At 59.8% G+C, this 18155-nt stretch carries 15 protein-coding genes; 10 read left to right on the forward strand and 5 right to left on the reverse strand.

From position 1 onward, the window contains the following. The first annotated feature begins 68 nt into the window (after positions 1-68). From LKD23_RS02165 to LKD23_RS02210, 10 genes are all read left to right on the forward strand, one after another. A complete protein-coding gene (locus LKD23_RS02165) occupies positions 69-1634 on the forward strand; it encodes an MFS transporter (RefSeq protein WP_227620156.1) in 1566 nt (521 codons plus the stop codon). An 80-nt stretch (positions 1635-1714) separates the two neighbouring features. After that, on the forward strand, positions 1715-1987 hold the full coding sequence (locus LKD23_RS02170; protein WP_227620157.1) for a hypothetical protein: 273 nt from the start codon (positions 1715-1717) through the stop codon (positions 1985-1987). Positions 1988-2017: 30 nt separating this feature from the next. Continuing rightward, positions 2018-3574: a hypothetical protein gene (locus LKD23_RS02175; RefSeq protein ID WP_227620158.1), complete on the forward strand. Its 1557-nt coding sequence runs from the start codon at positions 2018-2020 to the stop codon at positions 3572-3574. A gap of 30 nt (positions 3575-3604) precedes the next feature. Further along, on the forward strand, positions 3605-5455 hold the full coding sequence (locus LKD23_RS02180) for a hypothetical protein (RefSeq protein WP_227620159.1): 1851 nt from the start codon (positions 3605-3607) through the stop codon (positions 5453-5455). Positions 5456-5473: 18 nt separating this feature from the next. Then, positions 5474-6316 (forward strand): metallophosphoesterase, encoded by an 843-nt coding sequence (locus tag LKD23_RS02185; protein WP_227620160.1) that lies wholly within the window; start codon positions 5474-5476, stop codon positions 6314-6316. Positions 6317-6335: 19 nt separating this feature from the next. Continuing rightward, positions 6336-7682, forward strand: coding sequence for a hypothetical protein (locus LKD23_RS02190; protein WP_227620161.1), 1347 nt, complete (start codon positions 6336-6338; stop codon positions 7680-7682). Positions 7683-7712: 30 nt separating this feature from the next. Beyond that, positions 7713-8903 carry a glycosyltransferase family 4 protein gene (locus LKD23_RS02195; protein ID WP_368670609.1) on the forward strand — a complete coding sequence of 397 codons (1191 nt, stop codon included), beginning with the start codon at positions 7713-7715 and terminating at the stop codon, positions 8901-8903. Between the two features lie 18 nt (positions 8904-8921). Continuing rightward, complete coding sequence (locus LKD23_RS02200) at positions 8922-10097, forward strand: radical SAM protein (protein ID WP_227620163.1); 1176 nt, start codon at positions 8922-8924, stop codon at positions 10095-10097. An 11-nt stretch (positions 10098-10108) separates the two neighbouring features. Then, on the forward strand, positions 10109-11254 hold the full coding sequence (locus tag LKD23_RS02205; RefSeq protein ID WP_227620164.1) for a glycosyltransferase family 4 protein: 1146 nt from the start codon (positions 10109-10111) through the stop codon (positions 11252-11254). Positions 11255-11264: 10 nt separating this feature from the next. Continuing rightward, a complete protein-coding gene (locus LKD23_RS02210; protein WP_227620165.1) occupies positions 11265-12317 on the forward strand; it encodes a glycosyltransferase family 2 protein in 1053 nt (350 codons plus the stop codon). 45 nt (positions 12318-12362) lie between these two features. On the opposite strand, the gene LKD23_RS02215 is transcribed toward LKD23_RS02210, so the two are convergent. The 5 genes from LKD23_RS02215 to LKD23_RS02235 all read right to left on the reverse strand — a co-directional run bounded on the left by LKD23_RS02215 (position 12363) and on the right by LKD23_RS02235 (position 18050). Further along, the gene (locus LKD23_RS02215) at positions 12363-13481 is read right to left on the reverse strand and encodes a glycosyltransferase family 4 protein (protein WP_227620166.1); all 1119 of its coding nucleotides are present in this window, start codon (positions 13479-13481) and stop codon (positions 12363-12365) included. A gap of 206 nt (positions 13482-13687) precedes the next feature. Continuing rightward, on the reverse strand, positions 13688-15499 hold the full coding sequence (lepA, locus tag LKD23_RS02220; RefSeq protein WP_227620167.1) for a translation elongation factor 4: 1812 nt from the start codon (positions 15497-15499) through the stop codon (positions 13688-13690). A gap of 16 nt (positions 15500-15515) precedes the next feature. Continuing rightward, positions 15516-16712 carry an alanine racemase gene (gene alr, locus LKD23_RS02225; protein WP_227620168.1) on the reverse strand — a complete coding sequence of 399 codons (1197 nt, stop codon included), beginning with the start codon at positions 16710-16712 and terminating at the stop codon, positions 15516-15518. Continuing rightward, positions 16693-17484 (reverse strand): tRNA 2-thiocytidine biosynthesis TtcA family protein, encoded by a 792-nt coding sequence (locus LKD23_RS02230; protein WP_227620169.1) that lies wholly within the window; start codon positions 17482-17484, stop codon positions 16693-16695. Before LKD23_RS02230 ends, alr begins: the two co-directional genes overlap by 20 nt. Next, positions 17481-18050: a hypothetical protein gene (locus tag LKD23_RS02235; RefSeq protein WP_227620170.1), complete on the reverse strand. Its 570-nt coding sequence runs from the start codon at positions 18048-18050 to the stop codon at positions 17481-17483. Before LKD23_RS02235 ends, LKD23_RS02230 begins: the two co-directional genes overlap by 4 nt. Positions 18051-18155: the final 105 nt, after the last annotated feature.

Here is an 18155-nt window from a genome sequence, read left to right on the forward strand (position 1 = left end):
CAACGGCAGCCTGTCCCCCAAAATCGGCGGGCAGGCTGCCGTTTTCTGTAAAAAAGGAGACACCGCAAATGGGTGAACAAACCGCAAAGGCGTCGGGCCTGAACCGCGCCAAGACCTACCAGCTGGTGCTGTTCCCGCTGAACAACGGCGCGACGAACGTGTACTATGTGCTGGTGCTTTCCTACATCGCCACCTTCGGCAGTAAGGTGCTGGCCCTGTCCATGATCTTCGCTTCGGTCATGGTCACGGGAATGCGCCTGTTCGACGCCATTACCGACCCCATCATCGGTGCGTTGATGGACCGCACCAACGGCAGATTTGGCAAGTTCCGGCCCTTCATGGTCATCGGCAACCTCATCATGGCGGCCAGCATCCTCGTGCTGTACTGTTTGACCCCTCTCATCCCCGCCAGCTCGATGGGCCTGCGCTACGCCGCCTTTGTGGCCCTGTATGCGGTCTGGGTCATCGGCTATACCTTCCAGACCAGCTGCACCCGCTCTGGTCAGACCGTCCTGACCAACGACCCCAAGCAGCGCCCCCTCTTTACCATCTTCAACACCGTGGGCAGCCTGCTGGGCATGGGCGCGATGCAGTTCTTCGCCCCCATCCTCGCTAAGAACTATGAGGGCGGCTACGCCTCCGCAGGCTTCTTCCGCACACTGGCCCCTGTGGGCATCGTCATCTCTATCCTGCTCACCATTCTGGCCATCGTCGGCATCTGGGAGAAGGACCAGCCCAAGTACTTCGGCATCGGCGGCGAGGCCAGCGAAAAGGTCAAGCTGCACGAGTACGTTCAGATCATCAAGAACAACAACCCCATGCAGCGCCTGATGGTGGCGGGTGCCGGCTGCAAGCTGGCCCTCTCCATCGCCACCAACACCACCGTCCTCTGTATGCTGTACGGCTGCATGATGGGCAACTACGACGGCCTCTACCTGCCCATGATGGTGCTGGGCTATGTCTTCAGCGTGCCCTTCTTCCTGCTCACCGTCCGCACCAGCCAGAAGGAGGGCCAGAAGGCCAGCCTGATGAAGTACGTCAGCGTGGCATTTATCTGCTACATCGGCGTGCTGGTCCTGCTGCTGCTCTGGGGCCGCAGCGACGCCTTCACCCTGTCCATCATGGGAGAGAACGGCCTGTCCATCAACCTGTACACCATCCTCTTCATCGCCTTCTTCGGCATCGGCTACGGCGCATACTACGCCACCGCCGATATGCCCATCCCGATGGTCGCCGACTGCTCGGACTATGAGACCTACCGCAGCGGCAACTACATCCCCGGCATCATGGGCACCCTGTTCAGCCTCGTGGACAAGCTGGTGTCCAGCCTGTCCGCTACCGTCGTGGGCATCGCGGTGAGCTTCATCGGCCTCGAAAGCCTGCCCACCCAGTACGACCCCTACACCCCCGGCATGAACTGGGTGGTCATCGTGCTGTTCTGCATCATCCCGATGGTGGCTTGGGCCGCCACCCTCATCGCCATGAAGGGCTACACCCTGACCGGCGAGAAGATGAAGGAGATCCAGGCCGTCAACGCCTGCCGCCGCGACGCGGTGGCCAAGGGCATGAAGCTGGACGAGGCCATAGCCAAGTGGCAGAGCATGGACCAGCTGCCCGCCGAGTACCGCAGCTGAGGAGCTCTTCCTCTGCCTGCGCGGGCGTAGAATAGAACTATGAGAAAAAGCACCGGTTTTCGTGAGAAAGCCGGTGCTTTTTGTGCGCTTCAGGACTCTTTTTCGGGGGCCTGCTGCCGCTGCCCGGCGCTCCCGACGGCTGCTTCCTCGTTCTCGGCACCTTCTTCTCCAACTGCGGCGGCGATGTCCTGATCGACGGCGTCATGAAGCTCAGCGATAAGACAGTCGGCGGCCCCGCAAATGCCCTGAAATGCGGCAGAACGGAGGTGAAAAATTCCGGAGTAGTTGTAATTAAGAACGAATTGCGGTATTATATAATAGTTGAATTATACGCATCTGTCAGCAGGGCGTGACCATAAAGAGAGTGAAAAGGAAAACTGCGAATGAGATCTGCGGGAAGAAAACCGAAGCATGAGAGAAAAGTCGGCCCGGAAGAGAGACAGGGGCGCGGCTCTGGGTCGGCGCGTCCGCCTGAGCAGGAGAGCGCCGCTTGGGCAGAGCTGAACATCGTCGAAGAGGGCGACGAGCCGGAAGAGGACAGCGAAGCCGAGGAGACAGAAGCCCCCCGGGAAAAGCGAGGACGCTTCCGCAGACATTGGAAGCACCGCCTGAAGAGGAGACCGGCCTTTTCGTCCGTTCACGACTTCCTCAACAGCCTTCTCTCCTTCCGCCTTCTGTTCGAGGTCTTCGTGCAGAAGGTGCGCTGGCTCTTTGCCGTGGGCGTGGTGTGCACGCTGGGGTTCATGTTTGTACTTACCACCGTCAAGAGCTTTGGGGCCAGCACCACCATGTCCCTGAACTACGAGGAGAGTGTCACCGGCAAGACGCCCAACGGCGCACGCTTCAGCGAGTCGGAGTTCCTGACGCAGGAGTATCTCGAGGCCATCTTACAGGCCACCGGCCTGCAGGACGACCTGACGACCGCCGACCTCGCGGACTGCATCTCCATCAGCCCCACCACCAGCCGGATCGTGACCAAGGAGGACGATTATTACATCAGCTCGTCCTATTATCTCTCGGTCAAGCTGCCGTGGACGCTCTGGGGGAAGATCACGGTGCAGGACTTCCTCGATGAGATATGCCGAGTATACCTCAAGCGGTTCACCGCAGATTACCGGGTCAACGCCACCTCGCTGGACATCGACGATGACTACAGCGACATGGACTACGAGGAGATCGGCTCCTACTTCAGCATGATGATCGACCGGGTCAACAACTACCTCACGGTGCGCAACGATCAGGACGGCTCCTATCTCTCCGCCAGCGGCCAGAGCTACAGCGCCATCAAGAAACAGGTACAGAACCTGCAGGGCTATACCCTCCGGGAATACCAGAGCTACATCTGGGAAAAAGGCGTGGCCAAGAACAATTTCCGCTGCATCGACGACCTCAACGAGCTGAACCGCACCCTGCGGTGGGACGAGATGAGTGACTCCCAGAAGAGCGCGATCTACATGACCATTCTGGACAACTACAACAACAAGATGGTCTCCTCGGTGCTCATCCCCACCTATGACAACGACGGTGCGTTCTATATGTCCCGCACCAAGATCGGCATCGACGATCTGGCCCTGCAGGCCAACGAGCTGCTCAGCTCGGCGGTGGAGGCCCAGAAGAGCATCGCCACCAACAACTCCAAGGTCACGGCGCTGGAACAGTCTACCGAGTCGCATGAGGTGCAGATGGCACAGGCCATGGTGGACAACATCACCCGGCAACTCGCGGACATCGTGAGCGCGACGCGGGAGCTGGACGCCGACTGCTACGCCCAGCGCATCCACAGCTATCTTATGTTCAGTGAGCCGCAGAGGTCTTTCATGCAGCGCTATAACGTGAAACGCAGCGTGATGCTGGCCGCGCTGGTCTGTGCGGTCTGCTATCTGGGCGCAGTCGTCCAAGTGTGTGTCCGGCGCCAGCGCCAGCGGATGGAGAACGAATAATATCCGTCTCTGGGACAGGATGGAGGAAGAATGAAAAGTTTTGATTTGCTGCGCTACCTGAAAAAATGGTGGTTCGTCATCATGCTCGTCACGGCAGTGGGCTGTCTGGGCGTGTATGAGTTTATTTCGTCGCGGCAGTCGTACACGGCCACAGCCGTTATCCAGTACGCAGGCCCCAACGTCAGCGAGGGCCTGAACGCCGACGGAACAAGGATCGACCCTTCCGAGATCACCTCGGCATCGGTCATCAACAAGACCATTCAGGATCTGGGCCTGACGGCCAGCACCGAGTCCATCCGCCCCCGGATCTCGGTGCAGGAGGTCATCCCGGAGGACGAAGAGACCAAAAAGGAGACGGCTCTTTCCAACGGCGACGAATACGAGTATTATCCTACGACCTACGCGGTCTCCTTCACGGTGGACAGCAAGGACGCCACCGACTACGCCCGCAATGTGCTGGACTCGGTGCTGACGAACTACTTTCAGTACTACAGCGAGACCCATGTGGACGCGGATATTTTCCCGAACAATGCCAGCAACGTCTCGGTGGCGAACTACGAGTATATTGATTGCGTGGAGATCCTGCGCAACAACGCCAACGAGAGTGCGGCTTTTCTGCGAAAAAAGGCAGAAGAGAAATACGGCTTTTACAGCGTGAAGTCGGGCTATTCCTTCTCGGACCTCGTATCGGAGTATGAATATCTGACCCAGAACGCCCTGAACGACCTTTACGCCTACGTTATCAACAATAAGCTGGTGCGGGACCACAACCTTCTGGTCAACACCAAGAAGAACGCCATCCTGCGCTACCAGCTTCAGATCGACAGCCTGAACAACAACATCTCTGAGGCCAAGGACATCATCGACCAGTTCGGCGACAAGACGCTGGACGGCGCAGCGGTCTATTCGGCCAACCGGAACGCCGACGGCGGCGAGACCCAGATCATCACCGATGTGGTGCGGGACTACACCACCCAACCCTCCGGCGATGTCACCACCACCTACGATAAGCTTATCCGGCATTACGCCGACCTCCACGCTGAGCGCATCGACGCCGCCATCGCGCAGGGAAAGGCACAGGAGATCCTGGACGCCTACGCCGATGTGACCCGGAACACCGACCCCGCCAGCGCCGAGGCCCTGTGGGCCAGCGACCGCATCGACGAGCTGGTGCAGAAATTCACCAGCCTGTATGAGCTTTCCATCGAGACCGTCGAGGAGTTCAATCAGGTCAACGGCGCGGACAACATCAAGATGAAGAACAGCATCGTGGTCAACGCGAAGCTCAACCTGAAGCTCTATGCGGCCCTGTCGGTGATACTGTTCCTCTTTCTGGGCTGCTTCTGCGCCATCTTCCTCGGACGTCTGGGCGATTTTGTGGACTACTATCTCTATGTGGACAAAAAGAGCGGCCTGCCCAACCGCGAGCGGTGCGACGCCATGGTGGACCGCTACAGCACCGTTCGTCTGAACGGCCAGTTCACCGTCATCCACATTCAGGTCGATCTCTCGGGGATGAGCCGCAACGACGGCGACAAGGCGCTGCGGGCGCTGGGCGACCAGCTGCAATACGTCTTCCGGACGCTGGGCTTTGTGGGCTACAACGGCGCGGGACACTTCATCGTCCTGCTGGAAGATTGCAGCATCGACTTGGCAAGGAACTGCGTCGACCGCCTGAGCAATCTGTTGGCCAAGACCGAGCTGGCCGTGTTTGGCCCCTGCGTCTTTGTGGGCGTCTCCAACTCGGCGAAGGATGACGCCTACGAGATCCGCGCTCTGCTGCGGCTGGCCATCCGCCGCTGCGCGGACGCAAAGGCCCGTCAGGAGGCCGAAAATGCAAGGAAGGCGGCTGAGTCGTCGCCGCTGAAGAGCGAAAGCTGAGAGTGATTTATGGGAAAGATGAGTAAAAAAATTCTGGCAGGGCTGCTGGCCGTCGTGCTTGTGCTGGGCGGCATCCTGCTGTACAATCTGCAGATGAATAAGAGCTTCATCACGACGTTTTATTCGGTCACGGTGGATAAGCCGGTAGAAGACCTGCGCATCGTTCTGCTGTCCGACCTGCATCTCCACGAGTACGGCGAAGACAACGCCGACCTTGTGCGGAAGATACAGAACCTTGCCCCGGACCTCATCGCGGTGGCGGGCGATATGAACATCGACACGGACACCGATTACCATGTCGTGCTCGACCTGATGCACCAGCTGGTGGACATTGCGCCGGTATACTATGCCCCCGGCAACCACGAGTGGGGGGGACGGTATGCGGGCGGCAGCGACGCCCTTTTTGACGACATTCAGGCCACCGGCGTCCACTGGCTGAACGGCAGCTATGAGGACGTGGAATTCAAGGGCAGGAAGCTGCGCATCGGCGGCTTTTTCGAGTGGCCCCGCGCCCAGCTGGAACGGGAAAACTCCCGCGCAGTGGCCGACGCCATGAACGGCGAGACGAACGAGCTGGACGACGTCTGCACCATCCTCATCTGCCACTGCCCGGAGGTTCTGGACACATCGCTGGAGCTGTACCAGTTCGACCTTGTGCTCAGCGGCCACGCCCACGGCGGACAGGTGCGCATCGGCAGTCAAGGCCTCTGGTCTACCAGTCAGGGTTTTCTGCCCAAATACACCAGCGGGGTCAACCAGATGGGGGAGTCACAGGTGGTCATCAGCCGCGGCCTCGGCGATTCGGAGCCGTTCCCGCGCATCTTCAACCAGCCGGAACTGGTGGTCGTGGATGTGAATTGAGCCACGGCGAGGAAGACAAATGGATGTTTTTAAAAGCAAACCCTTGAAATTAGCCAGTGCAGCATTTTATATCCTGCTTGCAATGCTGTGCTTCTACTGCGCTTGCTATCGGCTGCCTGTCGGCCTAAAATACGGCATCAATCTGATGATGGCGGGCTGGGCTCTTCTGATGTTTTTTATCCGGCCTATGTTCAACCGGGCCGTCTTCTGTATGCGCTTTCTTGCGCTCTTCTTTTTCCCGTACCTGATGTTCTGGATGTGGTCAGTAGCTATCTGGATTTCAGAATCGCAGACTTTTGATTACATTCTGCGCGGTTCGCTGAACATCTTTTACATGGTAACAAACATTCTTTTTGCAGCTGCGGCGGTTTATCTGTTCGGTGGGAATGCCATGCTCCTGACGCTGATAGGTATGGCGTTGGCGAATATGCTTGTGGCGCTGGAAGTTATAGCTTGGGCAAGCATCGGGACTTTCATCTCGGAATACATCCGTCTGCTCGTCACCTTTGCGGACGATACCGGTAGAGCAATGCGTGCGATGGAGCTGCACGATATGGTCTATGGCTGGGGTGTCTGTGCACTCTACTATATAATCCATAAAGAAAAGAATGTGAAGAAACAGGTGTTCTGCCTTTTGGTGAGCTGGCTGTTTTTTACAATGGGCTTCAAACGTATTGCGGTCCCTGCTGTAGTCGGTGCGGCAATGTTATATATAGTTCTTTGTCTGTGGAAGCCGAAACATCTCCGGGCACTGGCCAATATTGTGGCGCTGGCGACAGGCGGAGGTATCTTTTTTTATCTTTGGTTTATAAAGTCCGGCAACTTTGTGAAACTGGCAAATGAACTGGAAATCAATCTGATGTACCGGGATATAATTTATACTTACTTCAGCGACTTCTTTGAGCTAGTGCCTACTTATATAGGAAGGGGTATCCGATTTATTTATACCTACTGTACTGAAGACCCCAGTTACCATCTTGCAGTGACGGCATTGCATAATGTGTATATGGAAACGTATATCGAGGTCGGGTTCTGGTGCTGGTGGATATGGATACTTTTTGAACTGGCTTTCCGTATCCATCGAGTAGAAGAGCGCTACACGGAGATACCGGCTTATGCGCTGATGTCCATGAACCTGTATGTGTTCGGAACTTATCTGACGGATAACACCCTGTTTTATTACGCCATCAATGTACTTTACCGTATGGCCATCATGGAGTGGTGTCTCGAGGTGTCGGAGAATAGCGATTTGCTGGATTCGGAGATGCAGCCGCTGAAGGCGGTACAAGAGGGACACCGGCAGAAGGGGAACAACAAGTGGAAAGTGCAGGAAAAGGCAAAGAGCGATTTTCATATCTGTATGTAATAGTGAGGAGCGGATAAAATGAAAATACTGATGATAAACAAATTCCTCTACCCCAACGGCGGCTCAGAGACATATATGTTTGGGTTAGGGCAGCAACTGGAAAAGATGGGCCACGAGGTGCAGTATTTCGGGATGGAGCACGAGGGCCGCTGTGTGGGCAACCGGGTGGAGGCCTACACCAGCAGCATGGATTTCCACAGCGGAAGCAGGCTGGCGAAGCTTACATACCCGCTCAAGACCATTTATTCCTCCGAGGCCCGGCAGAAGCTGCGGCTGGTGCTGGATGATTTTCGACCAGATGTTATCCATCTCAACAATTTCAACTATCAGTTGACGCCCAGCGTCCTCCTTGAGGCGGACAAGTGGCGGCGGAAGAGCGGACAGTCCTGCCGCATCCTCTACACCGCCCACGACCATCAGTTGGTCTGCCCGGATCATCTGTGTTATCAGGGGATAGAAGGACACCCGTGTGAAGAGTGTCTGGGTGGACATTATGTAAACTGCATCAAGCATCGGTGCATTCACGGCTCCCGGGCGCGTTCTATCATCGGATGTGCAGAAGCGACGTTTTGGAAGTGGAAAAAAGTTTACCGTAAACTGGACGTCATCATCTGCTGTTCGGCATTTTTGAAAAAGAAGCTGGATACCAACCCTGACCTGCGGGGCAAAACGGTGGCCCTGCACAACTTTATTTCCACAAAAAAGGCGCCGGATGTGGAAAAGCAGGATTATGTGCTCTACTTTGGTCGTTTTTCCAAAGAAAAGGGCGTCGAAACCTTTGCAAAAGCCTGTAAAGCTCTGCCGGACATCTCCTTTGTGGCGGCGGGCAGCGGCCCGCTGGAAGGGAAACTGGCCGGTATCCCGAACCTGAAAAATGTGGGCTTCCAGTCGGGCGAGGCGCTCCAAAAGCTCATCGCCGGGGCAAGGTTGACGCTCTGCCCTTCGGAATGCTACGATAACTGCCCCTTCTCGGTGATGGAATCGCTGATGTACGGCACGCCGGTGCTGGGCGCTGACATCGGCGGCATCCCGGAGCTGATCGACGCAGGGGAGAACGGCGAGCTGTTCGAGAGCGGGAACGCCGATGCGCTGGCCGGAAAGATAAGAGCACTCTGGGGCGACCGCGCCAGACTGGACGCCTACACAAAGGCCTGCGGCAAGACCCGCTTCGACACCGTGGAGGCGTATGCGGAAAAGCTGATGCGCCTGTACCAAGGGTAATATGGAGGAGAAGGAATCATGGCAACCAAGAAACTGAACGGAACCGTTATCGTCACCTATCGCTGCAACGCGCGCTGCACCATGTGCAACCGCTACAAGGCCCCCTCGAAGCCCGAGGAAGAGATCAGCCTCGAGACCATCCGCAAGCTGCCGCCCATGTACTTTACGAACATCACCGGCGGCGAGCCGTTCATCCGCACCGACCTGAAGGACATCGTGCGGGAGCTGCGGAAGAAGTCGGACCGCATCGTCATCTCCACCAACGGCTTCTTCACCGACCGCATCCTCGACCTGTGCAGGGAGTTCCCGGACATCGGTATCCGCATCTCCATCGAGGGCCTCGAGCAGACCAACAATGAGATCCGCGGCCTCGCCGACGGCTACAACCGCGGCTACACCACCCTGAAAAAGCTCCGGGAGATGGGGATGAAGGACGTGGGCTTCGGCATGACCGTGCAGGACAAGAACGCCCCCGACCTCGTGCCCCTCTACCGCCTGTCGGATGAGATGGGGATGGAGTTTGCCACCGCCACCCTGCACAACAGCTTCTATTTCGTGGAGGCCAAGAACATCATCCACGACCGCCCGATGGTGGCCAAGAACTTCGAGGCCCTCATCAACGAGCTGCTGCGGAGCAATTCGCCCAAGAAGTGGTTCCGCGCCTACTTCAACCATGGACTTATCAACTATCTTTACGGCCAGAAGCGTCTGCTGCCCTGTGATATGAGCTTCGACACCTTCTTCATCGACCCTTACGGCGACGTCATGCCCTGCAACGGCACCAAGGACAAGGAGGTCATGGGCAACCTGAACACCCAGAGCTGGGAGGAGCTGTGGAGCAGCCCCGAGGCCGACGCGGTCCGCGCCAAGGTGCGCCACTGCGACCGCGCCTGCTGGATGATCGGTTCGGTCTCGCCCGCCATGCACAAGTACATCTGGAAGCCGGGCTTCTGGGTGCTGACCCATAAGCTCAAGGCCCTCTTCACCAAGACCCCCTACAGTATGTACGAGCTGAAGGTCTGCCGCGACTACCGCGACGGCAGGGTGACGAAGGAGGAGCTGGACCGCTGCTCCACCTGCGACCTCAACTGTGTGGTAAACAACGGCCTGAGCGCCGCCTCGCAGGAGCAGCTGCGCCATAAGTCCGGCGAGGAGATCGTGGACGCCGATCTTGCAAGCCAGCTCAGACAGTGAGGGAGAAGCCGATGAAGATACTCATCATTCGTCCGTGGCCCAGCCTGCTGGACGTGACCAAGAACACCTACAACATTCAGGAGGTGGGGCTGGCCAAAGCGCTGGTCAAGCGGGGCCACTCTACCGACATCCTGTTCTGGACCGACGGGGATGAGATGACCGTGGAGGTGGAGGCAGAGGGCGGCAAGCCCATCCGGGTCTTCTACCGCCACGGGAAAGTCCTGCTCAAGAATGTCTGGTTCAGCGGGCAGGATGCACTTTTTGCTCAGTACGATGTTTTACAGACCGCCGAGTACAATCAGATGTTCTCATGGCATCTGGCCGGGAAGTACCCCGAAAAGACGGTCATCTACCACGGCCCCTACTATTCGCCCTTCAACAAGAACTATAACCGGATGTGCAGGGTGTTCGACGCCTTTTTCGTGGGGCGCTACCGCCGCCGGGGCACCCGGTTTCTGACCAAGAGCGAGCTGGCCCGGAAGTTCCTGCTGGAAAAACGGCTCTCGCCGGAGCAGGTGACGACGGTGGGCGTCGGCATCGACGCCGAGCTTCTACACGACCGTCCGGACGCCGGGCAGACCGAGCTGGAAGGGAAGATGCGCGCCCAGAAAAAGGGCCTGAAGCTGCTCTACATCGGCCGTATCGAGCCGCGCCGCGACCCCTTCTTCCTGCTGGATGTGCTGGCCGAGGTGCGGAAAAGCGACCCCGACGCCTGCCTCTACCTCATCGGCGACGGGGACGAGGCGTATCGGGACAGCGTGAAAGCGGCCATTGGGGAAAAGGGGCTGACGGACTGGGTCTTCTGGCAGAAAAAAGCCCCGCAGTACCAGATGAAGGGGGTCTACCAGCAGGCAGACTTCTTCCTGCTGCCGACGGAGTACGAGATCTTCGGCATGGTGCTGCTAGAGGCCATGTTCTTCCGCCGGGTGGTGCTGACCACCCCCAACGGCGGCGCGGATATGCTGCTGCGCAGCAGCGAGAACGGCATCGTGCTGGAAAAATCGGACCCGGCCCGCTGGGCAGAGGCCCTGCTGGACGTCGCCGCCGACCCGGCGAAAAAGGCTCGGATGGAGCAGGCAGCCTATGAGACGGTCATCCATGAGAATACATGGGACGCCCTCGCCGACCGCTTTCTGAAGGTGTACGAGAAGAGATAAGGAGTCCGCTATGCCTGACGTTTCGGTCATTATCCCGGTATACAACATTAAAACGCTGCTGCCCTGCTGTGTGGCATCCCTACAGGCCCAGACGTGGCAGGACTTCGAGGTTTGGCTGGTGGACGACGGCAGCACCGACGGCTCGGGACCGCTCTGCGACGAGCTTGCGGCCAAGGACACCCGCATCCATGTGCTGCATAAGGAAAACGGTGGCCAAGGGTCGGCCCGCGACCTCGGCCTCGACCACGCGCAGGGCGAGTACATCTGCTATGTGGACTCGGACGACGAGGTGCTGCCGAATCTGCTGGAAGACGCCCTCCGCGCCGCCCGGGAGGCGGACGCTGACATCGTCTGCTACGGCTACTACAAGCAGCTCCTCGACGGCGAGGGAAACGCCCAGCAGCGCAGCGGGCCGAATCTGCCCGCCCTCAGCGGCGCGTACACCTACGAGGAGTTCTGGCAGAACTTCCGCAAGGCGAAATATGAGTCCGTACCTTGGGTGCGGATGTGCCGCCGGGACTACCTGCAAAAATACAGCATCCGCTTCACCTCGCTGCGGGTGGGTGAGGACGCCCACTTTTTGACCCAGCTGTTGGACGCGCCTTTCCGGCGAATCGTCTATCTCCGCAGCGCCTATTACATCTATAATATCCGCCCTTCCTCCACCATGACCAGCTTCCAGAAGGCCTACTTCGGCGACGAAGCCGCGGCCCGGCGGGCGGAGTTCGACGACGTGGTGCGCCGCCATGCCCCGACGCCCGGAGAGTATGACGACCTCATCGGACGGGAGGCACTGTGTGTCGTGCTGGAATCAGCACGCAAGCTCTCCTTCGTCCGGGACACGATGCCGAACGCCGAGCGCATCCAGTGGCTGAGAAAGGCCTGTGAGCGGCCCCGGGCGGCGAAGTGGCTGGCCGAGAGCCGCCGGGAGATGGCGGATTCAAGCTGGCAGTGGGTGGGCCTGTGCATCCTGAAGGGCGGGCACTACCGGCTGGCGCTGGCCTATTTCGACCTCATCCAGACTCTGCGCAGTGGCCGCGACCGCCGGATGAAGAAAAAGTAAAGAGAACCAAAAAGGCTGCCGCACGTTTTGTGCAGCAGCCTTTCGTTATTTCTGATACAGTTTCAGCGTCTCGACCACGATCTTATCCCACGGGAAGCGGGTGCAGACGTACTCGGCGGCGAGCCACTTGAACATCCGCACCGCATTGGGATGCTCGAGGGCGTAGGTGAGCTTCTGGGCGAGGTCGTCCACATCGCCCTTGCGGAAGACGATGCCGTTGTCGTGGATGACATTGTAGCACTCCTCGATGTCGGAGGTGATGACGCAGTTGCCGTAGCTCATGGCCTCCAGCAGGCAGAGGGGCATTCCCTCAAGGTCGCTGGGCAGGACGAAGAGGTAGGCGTTGCTATAAAGCTCTTCCCGCAGCGCACCGTCCACAAAGCCGGTGAAAATGATGCAGTCGTCCCCGCCGGCCTGCTCCTTCAGCTGGTCGATGTACCAGTGGGTGTCGGAGGAGCCGCCCGCGATGACCAGCTTTTTGTCGGTGTGGAGCTTCTTGAACGCATCCACCAGATAGTGACAGCCCTTTTCCGGCACCATCCGGCCCAGATAGAGGATGTAGGAGTCCTTCTCGAGGCCGTACTTCTCCCGGATGATGTCCGGGGCCGCAGGGGCCACAGGGTTGACGCCGTTGGGGATATAGCGGGTGGCACGGCCGTAGGTGTCCTGAAAATACTTTTGCGTGCTGTGATTGAGGACGATGATCTCGTGGGCGAACCGGACGCCGGTCTTTTCGCCCGTGTGGATATACCACGAGCCGAAGGAGCCTTTCCATTTGTCCCGTGCCCAGTCCAGACCGTGGACGGTCAGGACGACCCGCTTGCCGGTGAGGCGGGGGAGCCAGGAGAACATGGCAGGCCCTTCTGCGTGGATGTGGACCACGTCATAGGGGCCGAACGCCGCCGCAAGACAGCCGAAGAAGCTGGATGTCACCGCCGCAAGGCCCTTGCGGTCGATGGTGGGCACCCGCTTGAGCCGGATGCCACGGTATTCGTCGAGGTGTTCGATGTCGTATTCTTTTCCGCTGACGTGATGGCCGGTGCGGTTGTAGCAGGTGACGCTGTGGCCGTGCATCACCATCCGCGCGGCAAGCTCCTCTACAACGACCTCGATCCCTCCTTCCCGTGAGGGCACCCGCTTGTGCCCTACCATAGCGATCCGCATAGTTGCATCAACTCTTTCTTGTTTCATGTATGATTCTAGGAATACAAAGTGGAAATATTTTACTACAAGTGACAAAAAATGACAATTTGTTTCAATGATATGTATATTTTACACAATTTTGATGCAAAGGTCAATACTCGTGGATAAGAATCTTAGCCAAGCCGTCAAAAAAATCCCCTCCGGATGGGAGGGGAAGGGTGCGTGGATCAATCGTCGTCGCTGTCGAGCTTGAGGACTGCGGTGAAAGCCTCGCTGGGCAGGGAGACAGAGCCGAGCTGGCGCATCTTCTTCTTGCCTTCCTTCTGCTTTTCCAGCAGCTTCTTTTTGCGGGAGATGTCGCCGCCGTAGCACTTGGCCAGCACGTCCTTGCGCATGGCCTTGACCGTCTCGCGGGCGATGATCTTGCCGCCGATGGCAGCCTGAACGGGGATCTCGAAGAGGTTGCGGGGGATGTTGTCCCGCAGCTTCTCGCAGATGCGGCGTCCCTTGGCGTAGGCATTGTCCCGGAAGACGATCATGGACAGGGCATCCACGGGGTCGCCGTTGAGCAGGAAGTCCAGCTTGACCAGATCGCTCTCGCGGTACTCCTTGAACTCGTAATCGTAGCTGGCGTAGCCGCGGCTCCGGCTCTTGATGGCGTCGAAGAAGTCGTAGACGATCTCGCCCAGCGGCAGGGCGTAGTGCAGGTCCACGCGGACGTCGTCCAGATACTTCATGTCGATGAGGACGCCGCGCTTGTTCTGGCACAGGTCCATCAGGCTGCCCACATATTCGTTGGGGGTGTAGAGGTGGACGTCCACGAACGGCTCCTCCTGCTTGACGATGTTGGAGGGGTCGGGGTAGCTGGAGGGGTTGTCGATCAGCTCCACTGTGCCGTCGGTGAGGGTCAGGCGGTAGCGGACGCTGGGGGTGGTGGTGATGAGGTCGAGGTCAAATTCCCGCTCAAGACGCTCGGTGATGATCTCCATGTGGAGCAGACCGAGGAAGCCGCAGCGGAAGCCGAAGCCCAGCGCGGCGCTGGTCTCCAGCTCGAAGGTCAGGGAGGCGTCGTTGAGCTGCAGCTTTTCCAGCGCGTCCTTCAGGTCGGGGTACTTTGCGCCGTCGGCGGGGTAGATGCCGCAGAAGACCATCGGCTTGACCTGACGGTAGCCGGGCAGGGCCTCGGCAGTGGGGTTGTCGGCCAGCGTGACGGTGTCGCCCACGCGGGTGTCCTGCACAGTCTTGATGCTGGCGGTCAGGTAGCCGACCTCGCCGGCCTGCAGCTGGGCGCAGGGGGTCAGGCTGGTGGCACCCATGTGGCCCACCTCCACCAGCGTGAACTGTGCACCGGTGGCCATCAGACGGATGGTGTCGCCGGGCTTCACCGTGCCCTCAAAGACGCGGATATAGACGATGACGCCCTTGTAGCTGTCATAGATGCTGTCGAAGATGAGGGCCTTGAGGGGGGCGTCGGGGTCGCCGGTGGGGGCGGGGATGTCGCTGACCACCCGCTCCAGCACTTGATCGATGTTCAGACCGGTCTTGGCCGAGACGCGGGGGGCGTCGAGGCAGGGCAGGCCGATGACATCCTCCACCTCCTGCGCCACCTCGTCTGGATGGGCCGAGGGCAGGTCGATCTTATTCAGGATGGGCACCAGCTCGAGGTCGTGCTCCAGCGCCATATAGGTGTTGGCGAGGGTCTGGGCCTCCACGCCCTGCGTGGCATCCACCACGAGGATGGCACCTTCACAGGCGGCGAGGCTGCGGCTGACCTCGTAGGCAAAGTCCACATGGCCCGGGGTGTCGATGAGGTTGAACTCGTACACCTTGCCGTCCTTGGCAGTGTAGTTCATGGTGACGGCGCGGGCCTTGATGGTGATGCCGCGCTCCCGCTCGATGTCCATGTTGTCGAGGATCTGGTCCTCCATCGTCCGCTCGTCCACGCTCTTGGTCAGCTCGAGGATGCGGTCGGACAGGGTGGATTTGCCGTGGTCGATGTGCGCGATGATGCAGAAGTTGCGGATGTTGTCTCTTGCCATGTAGTTCCTCCGAAATTTATAAGATCCAGTCTTCGACGGCCTTGACGCCGCCGTTTTCCAGATAAACGCGGGGCACCCGGCGGGAAACGCCGCAGAGCACCTCGTAAGAAATGGTATCGGTCTTGCGGGCGATGGTCTCGGCGCTGTCGCTCACCGTGCCGCCCCAGAGGGTGGCCTCATCCCCCTCCCGCACGTCGGGCAGGGCGGAAACGTCCACCATCAGCTGGTCCATGCAGACCCGGCCCAGCACCGGGCAGGGCCTGCCCTTGATCTCCACGATGCCCTTGCCGCAGCTCAGCAGACGGGGGTAGCCGTCGGCGTACCCGGCGCAGAGGGTGGCGACCTTGGTGGGCTTTTCGGCGGTGAAGCGGCGTCCGTAGCTGGCCGACTGGCCGGGCTGCATCTCCTTTACCATGCTGACGATGGTCTTCAGCTTCATCACCGGGCGGAAAACGCCGAAGCGCACCTCGTCGCTGGGGTCGAAGCCGTAGAGGATGATGCCGGGACGAGCCATGCAGCGGGTGCGGGGCAGGCCGGCGGGCCAGTCGGGGTGGAGCATCACCCCGGCGGAGTTGTCGCAGTGGACGATGGCAGGCTCGAACCCGGCCTCGGCGAGGCCCTGACAGGCCCGGACGAAGAGGGCGTGCTGCCCGCTGGTGTAGGCGATGCTGTCGGCGGTGTCGTCGTCGGCAACGGCAAAGTGCTGGAACAGGCCCGTGACCCGGAGGCCGGGCAGGCGGCAGACTTCCAGCATCCCGGCCAGCGCGGCGTCAAAGTCGGTGCGGAGCGCAAAGCCGATGCGGCCCATGCCGGTGTCGGCCTTGAGGTGGACATCCACCGTCCCGCCTGCGGCGGAGGCTGCCTCGCTGAGGGCCTTGGCCTGCGACAGGGAGTAGCAGGCGGCGGTGATGTTCTGCTCCATCAGGACCGCTGCGCAGCCCGGCTCCACATGGCCCAGAATGAGGATGGGCAGGCGCAGCCCGGCCTGACGGAGCTGACGGGCCTCGGCCAGACAGCTTACGGCCAACCATGCGGCCCCTTCCTCGGCGAAGACCTTGGCGCATTCCACTGCGCCGTGACCGTAGCTGTCCGCCTTGACGACGGCGCACAGCGGCATCTCGCCGGCCCGGGACTTCACGATACGGAAATTGTGGCGCAGGGCATCCAGATCGATCTCGGCCCAGACGTGTTTTTCAAAGAGTGGTGTCTGCATGGGCAGTGTCCTCCTTATTTGATGTGCGGGCCGGGTGCAGGGGACGCCAGCCGTCGATGCCGCTTTCCTGCAAGGCGTGGAGCGTCTTCTGCCGGAAAGCCCGGTCGGTGCGGCAGCGCTCCCGGACGAAGTCCTTGGTGTCCTCCCGGGTGGTCACGCCGTCGGCGGGGCAGCGGCTTTTCACGATGGGGAATCCCGACTCCTTCACGGCAGTGCGCACCTCCTGCTCGGTGGCGAGGAGGAGCGGCCGGATGAGGGTCAGGCCCCGGTCGGACAGCTCCGTCACCGGCGAAAAACAGCCGATGCGGCCCTCCCGCCAGAGATTCATGTAAAAGGTCTCGATGGCGTCGTCGAGGTGATGGCCCAGCGCCACCTTGTTGCAGCCCAGCTCTTCGGCGGCGGCATGGAGGGCGCCCCGGCGCAGATTGGCGCAGAGAGAGCAGGGATTTTTCTCCTTTCGGTAGTCGAAGACGATGGGGCCGATGAGGGTGCGGCGCACCTCGTAGGGCACACCGTACTGCCGGAAAAGGGCTTCCAGCGCGGAGTAGTCCACCGGCTGTCCCCCGAACTGGGGGTCGAGGGTGACGGCTGTCACCTCAAAGGAAAAGCCGAGGTACTGCCGCAGCTGCGCAAGGCCCACCGTCAGGGCCACGCTGTCCTTGCCGCCCGAAACGCCCACGAGGACGCGGTCGCCGGGGGAAAGCATCTCATACTGCTGGACGGCTTTGCGCATCAGGCCGCAGAGCCGCTGCATCGCTTTCGTGCCGCTCATGACAGGCTCACGCTCTCCACGAGGTTCACGATGTCACTGATGGAGGCCAGCTTGGTCAGCGCAGAGACATAGATGACGTCGCCGGTGTCGTATTCGATGGTGGCCAGAACGGCGTAGTAAGCCTGAATGTCACAGCGCACGGCGGTGACGGCTGCACCGTCGATGTTCAGGTTGACCTTCCGGGGGCTGATGACGCCGTAGGCCTGCTTGAGGTCGCGCTCCGACTGGCCGATGAAGTCCTCGTAGGAGTCCTTTGTGCCCCTCTGGAGCAGCACGACCTGATAGTTGGCGTCGTCGCTGCTCTGGGCGGAGGCCAGCTCCAGCGCACGGCCAAGGGTGGCGTCCTCGGTCATCTCGCAGACTGGCCAGACGGCGGACTCATAATAGACCGAGATGCCGTTTTCGGCGGTATAGCGGGTGTCGGGAGAAGCAGGGGTGCGGCGGTTGACCGCGAGGGTCAGAACAAAATAGGCCAGTGCGCCCAGCAGGACGATGATGCCCATGGCGAGCAGCAGGCGGAAAGAGCGCTGCTGTGCGCTGTCGCGCTGGTGGATGTCTTTCGGCATGAGGGGGTATCCTCCTTATAAAAGTAGGGGTCGGCCCCGGGGTGGGGCTGTATCCTTTTTAGTATAACATACTCAGCGCCAAAATTGTAGCGCCGTGCCGCAAAA

Source organism: Faecalibacterium butyricigenerans, from assembly GCF_020687345.1.
Taxonomy (GTDB): domain Bacteria; phylum Bacillota; class Clostridia; order Oscillospirales; family Ruminococcaceae; genus Faecalibacterium; species Faecalibacterium butyricigenerans.

Excerpts from the sequence above, each read along its gene's own strand:
- LKD23_RS02185 (WP_227620160.1), top strand. The coding sequence starts at position 5,474 with ATGAGTAAAAAAATTCTGGCAGGGCTGCTGGCCGTCGTGCTTGTGCTG.
- LKD23_RS02210 (WP_227620165.1), top strand. The coding sequence starts at position 11,265 with ATGCCTGACGTTTCGGTCATTATCCCGGTATACAACATTAAAACGCTG.
- LKD23_RS02230 (WP_227620169.1), bottom strand. The coding sequence starts at position 17,484 with ATGAGCGGCACGAAAGCGATGCAGCGGCTCTGCGGCCTGATGCGCAAA.
- LKD23_RS02175 (WP_227620158.1), top strand. The coding sequence starts at position 2,018 with ATGAGATCTGCGGGAAGAAAACCGAAGCATGAGAGAAAAGTCGGCCCG.
- LKD23_RS02165 (WP_227620156.1), top strand. The coding sequence starts at position 69 with ATGGGTGAACAAACCGCAAAGGCGTCGGGCCTGAACCGCGCCAAGACC.
- LKD23_RS02200 (WP_227620163.1), top strand. The coding sequence starts at position 8,922 with ATGGCAACCAAGAAACTGAACGGAACCGTTATCGTCACCTATCGCTGC.
- alr (WP_227620168.1), bottom strand. The coding sequence starts at position 16,712 with ATGCAGACACCACTCTTTGAAAAACACGTCTGGGCCGAGATCGATCTG.
- LKD23_RS02180 (WP_227620159.1), top strand. The coding sequence starts at position 3,605 with ATGAAAAGTTTTGATTTGCTGCGCTACCTGAAAAAATGGTGGTTCGTC.
- lepA (WP_227620167.1), bottom strand. The coding sequence starts at position 15,499 with ATGGCAAGAGACAACATCCGCAACTTCTGCATCATCGCGCACATCGAC.
- LKD23_RS02215 (WP_227620166.1), bottom strand. The coding sequence starts at position 13,481 with ATGCGGATCGCTATGGTAGGGCACAAGCGGGTGCCCTCACGGGAAGGA.
- LKD23_RS02235 (WP_227620170.1), bottom strand. The coding sequence starts at position 18,050 with ATGCCGAAAGACATCCACCAGCGCGACAGCGCACAGCAGCGCTCTTTC.
- LKD23_RS02205 (WP_227620164.1), top strand. The coding sequence starts at position 10,109 with ATGAAGATACTCATCATTCGTCCGTGGCCCAGCCTGCTGGACGTGACC.
- LKD23_RS02195 (WP_368670609.1), top strand. The coding sequence starts at position 7,713 with ATGATAAACAAATTCCTCTACCCCAACGGCGGCTCAGAGACATATATG.
- LKD23_RS02190 (WP_227620161.1), top strand. The coding sequence starts at position 6,336 with ATGGATGTTTTTAAAAGCAAACCCTTGAAATTAGCCAGTGCAGCATTT.